The 3,723-nt window shown below is 57.6% G+C and carries 2 protein-coding genes and 1 pseudogene; 2 read left to right on the top strand and 1 reads right to left on the bottom strand.

The window, feature by feature from the left end; translation table 11 throughout:
* Positions 1–273: 273 nt before the first annotated feature.
* On the bottom strand, positions 274–2,115 hold the full coding sequence (locus BLT50_RS18715) for a PHA/PHB synthase family protein (protein ID WP_090030812.1): 1,842 nt from the start codon (positions 2,113–2,115) through the stop codon (positions 274–276).
* Positions 2,116–2,404: 289 nt separating this feature from the next.
* Between BLT50_RS18715 and BLT50_RS18710 the strand changes: the two are divergent.
* Together BLT50_RS18710 and BLT50_RS18705 are read left to right on the top strand one after the other, a co-directional pair.
* Positions 2,405–2,563, top strand: a pseudogene (locus tag BLT50_RS18710) (IS6 family transposase); the annotation flags it as partial.
* A gap of 632 nt (positions 2,564–3,195) precedes the next feature.
* Positions 3,196–3,501 (top strand): hypothetical protein, encoded by a 306-nt coding sequence (locus BLT50_RS18705; protein ID WP_090030810.1) that lies wholly within the window; start codon positions 3,196–3,198, stop codon positions 3,499–3,501.
* Positions 3,502–3,723: the final 222 nt, after the last annotated feature.

The following is a 3,723-nucleotide window of genomic DNA, read 5'->3' as shown; positions in this document are numbered from 1 at the left end:
AGGTGCGCAATCATGGACGGCTAGGTTTGCAAAGCGGGCGGATTCTGGCTTTTGTTCGGAATAGGTTAAATCCTACCCCCGCAACCAAATATCCCATGACAAAACAACAATTTAGCGCCCCTCGGGGCGATGCCCGCGTTTGGGCCAGGCGCGCCGATGCTACAGCAGTGCTACGGTGAGGCCACGTCTTCTGGTTCAGCAAATGAGAGGGAAGGGACGTTTGGGAAGATACGTTTAATCTGACATCACCCGTCTGACAGCACTGCTCAAACCTCATTTCTGGAGGACATACGATCCGGGGGCATCGGCAATGGCTGCGAAAGGCGTTTCATCGCGTCCCATGGGGGGCGGGGGTACCCGTCCGGTGGTTGATCTAGTTTGCAGCCAGTCCACCCATTCCAGCCACCAGGACCCGTCGGTCGGGTCGTGGCGCTGCAGCCAGCTGTCGGGGTCGACATATTTGTCGCCCTCGCGGCGGTCGCCCTTGCGATAGTGGCGTCGGGGATGGCCGGGCTCGCTCAGGATGCCACCGTTGTGGCCGCCCTTGGTCAGCACGAAAGTCAGGTCGCCGTCGGTGAACAGCCGTATCTTGTAGACCGACCGCCACGGCGCGATGTGATCGTCCTCGGTGCCCACGACGAAAAGCGGGCATGAGATGTCTTTCAGGGCAATCACCTTGCCTTCGACGGCAAACCGCCCGGCGGTCAGGCGGTTTTCCAGGAAAAGACCGCGCAGGTATTCGCCATGCATTCTGGCCGGCATCCGTGTCGTATCGTTGTTCCAGACCGTCAGATCGCTGGGCAAATCCTGCTTTCCAAGGAAATAGCGGCGCACGGCCCGGGCATAGATCAGATCCTCGGCGCGGATCGAGGCGAAGGTGCGCGACATTTGCGGACGGTCCAGATAGCCCTGTGCCCACATCATGTCTTCGAGAAAGGCGACCTGGCTTTCGTCCAGGAACAGCAGCAATTCACCCGCCTCGGAAAAATCCACCTGCGCGGCAAACAGCGAAACTGACGCCAACCTTTCGTCATTGTCCCGCGCCATCGTCGCGGCGGCGATGCTCAGGATCGTGCCGCCCAGGCAATATCCGGTGGCGTGAATCCTTTCTCCCGGCACAATGGCCGAGATCGCGTCGACCGCCTCCATCACGCCGCGTTTGCGATAATCGTCAAGCGACAGGTACGCCTGCCGCGCCGACGGGTTGCACCAGGATATCGCGAAAACGGTAAAGCCCTGCGCGACAAGGAACCGTATCAGCGAGTTTTCCGGCGAAAGATCCAGGATGTAGTATTTCATGATCCAGGCCGGCACGATCAGCACCGGTTCGGCATGCACTTTTTCGGTGTTGGGGGCGTACTGGATCAACTCGAAAAGCTCGCGCCGATAGACCACCTTGCCGGGTGTGCATGCGATATCCTTGCCGATTTGGAAGCCCTCGGGCGCATCCTGCGCGGCCTGGGTCAGCGTGTGCATCAGGTCGTCGATGAAATGCTCAAACCCGTCGACGATGTTCCTGCCACGTTGCCTGATTGTTTCGTTGACGATTTCGGGATTGGTCGCGGGAAAGTTCGAAGGCGAAATCAGGTCCAGCGCCTGCCGCATCATGAAACGCACGCGTTCGGAATCCGGCGGGCTGAGCCCGCGTATTGCGTCGGTCGCGTGATCCCACCAGTCCTGCGTCGCCAGAAAGCTTTGCTGCCAGAAGGCAAAGGGCATGTCCGACCACGCGTCATTGTTAAAGCGGTGATCGGTTTTCTTTGGCTGAAAGGGGGGCTTGGGGTCTTGCCCCATCGCGGTTTTGGCTGCGAAATCCCCCAGCTTCACCGCGTTTCGCGCGGCCAGTTCCGCCAGCTCGATCCGCCGCCCCGGCGCGCGGCTGAGATGCATGGCCCAATCCGACCATGCCTGGAACACGGAATAGGGCGATACGCCCCCGGAATAGCGCGCTATGACCGCGCGGACCATCTTGTCGAGGTCCTGATAGGGGTGGGTGTCGGCGCGCTGCCCGAAATCCGACGGCACCGGCATATCCGGTGCTTTCGGTTGCGGGTCTGCATCCGGCTGATCCACAAGGCGGATAGCGGGCTTTTCAGGTTTTTTTGGCTTGGCCATGATGAACTCTTGCTTATCACAAAAGGCGTGCCGTCCCTTTGATTCAAATCATCCCAAGGGGGCAGGTCACCAATAGCTAAGATCATAACGTGGTCGTGCGAGGAAGATCATCCTTCCCTGATCCAGAAACTTTCCCCGATCAGGTCGCCGACATCCAAACGACGATGCGAGAAAACTCGCTTTTTCTGATGCGTGTCCACGTTTTCAATGTCGTAGACGTATTCCCGCGGAGGGTCTTGTCAGAGGAACTTGTCTTGAGGCGGGCAGGGGTGTTTCGTAGCCTCTCGAGATGACCAAACGCTCGCCTTTCAAGTACTTCAAAACCAGCCCCGAGATCATCCGCCTGGCGGTGATGCTCTATGTCCGGTTCCCGCTATCGCTCAGAAATGTCGAAGACCTGCTCCACGAACGCGGCATCGACGTCAGCCATGAAACGATCCGGTTCTGGTGGTTAAAGGCTCTCCTCATCAGCCCGGCAGGTCCAAGTGCTGTCACAGAACTAATCATCGCTCGCGGTCGGCGGCGCGCTGCAATCGAACAATGAAACGCACGTGACTAAAACGCTGGTGAAGCGCGAAAAGCACATCTTTGCGCGGGCGAATGGGGCTCAGATAGCATTATGCAGGGTTGTGTGGGGCGCTAATTTTGGGAGACGCTTCAGTCTCCTTACCTCCCTGTTGGACTCTGGCCGCGCTCGTCGCGGCCATTTTTTTGAAATCAGACAGCAACGCCGAGCCCGGCCGATATCGGAGAAGTCACTTCTTGCCATGTTTGCTGTAGGGCATTTCGCCAAAGCGGACTTTGATCCTACCAGCTATTCGACTTTACCCTCAGGAACTCAGAATACGGCAACGATCAGGAAGCTAAATCGATTGATGCCCGACGACAAACTGACCATCGCTTCTCCGTCTGCGGTGGTGCTCTAAGGTCGAAAAATATTAAGAACGTTTTGTTGTTAGTCATTCTCTACCGCCGCCATTATGTTCCGCGGGGCTGGTTCTCATATTCCTTTCATCGAAACAGACAAGGAGGCCGCGGAAACGCGCTGCCTCGAAGTCGAGCAAATGAAAGGAAACCAAAATGAAACATATCGCAATCGCCTTTATCGTGGCGGCTAGTTCCGCAGCTGTACCGGCCGTCGCCAACGTGGCTCTGAACGGCACGGTCATTTCGACCATGGGTGACCGGAGCGTCATCTCGCTGCACCCGAGCGAGCGCGCGATCGGTGAGGATGGTTTTGTTGTTGCCACCGGTGGTCAGAAAATCTCACTGCCGGCCGATCGCGTTCTACTGGAAGGTGAGCAGGGCCAAGCCAATGGCGACTACGTCGATGCGTATCGCTTCTTCAGCAACCAGAGCGCGGTGAGTGCTCCCGGCGCTCGCTGACCGCTCTCCCGGACACGCCTTGCTCCCTCCAGTGTTCGCTGGAGGGAGCCAAAGCAGGCGATATTCGGCACGAAAGCAATCCTGCGAATTGAGAGGTGCCAGTCTGTGCGCATGTTGACCGGATTTCCGCTGATATGCAGAAACCTGTTTAATTTCGCACATCTCATATCAAGTAATCGCCAGTTCAATTTCTCCAGCGCATGCGCAAATTGACGTCATCAG

It is taken from the genome of Lutimaribacter saemankumensis (genome assembly GCF_900100005.1).
Classification (GTDB): Bacteria; Pseudomonadota; Alphaproteobacteria; order Rhodobacterales; family Rhodobacteraceae; genus Lutimaribacter; species Lutimaribacter saemankumensis.
Note: the sequence above shows the minus strand (reverse complement) of the source record. Positions and strands in the feature narration are given on the sequence as shown.

Coding starts and splice junctions, on each gene's coding strand:
- BLT50_RS18715 (WP_090030812.1), bottom strand. CDS start 2,115: ATGGCCAAGCCAAAAAAACCTGAAAAGCCCGCTATCCGCCTTGTGGAT.
- BLT50_RS18705 (WP_090030810.1), top strand. CDS start 3,196: ATGAAACATATCGCAATCGCCTTTATCGTGGCGGCTAGTTCCGCAGCT.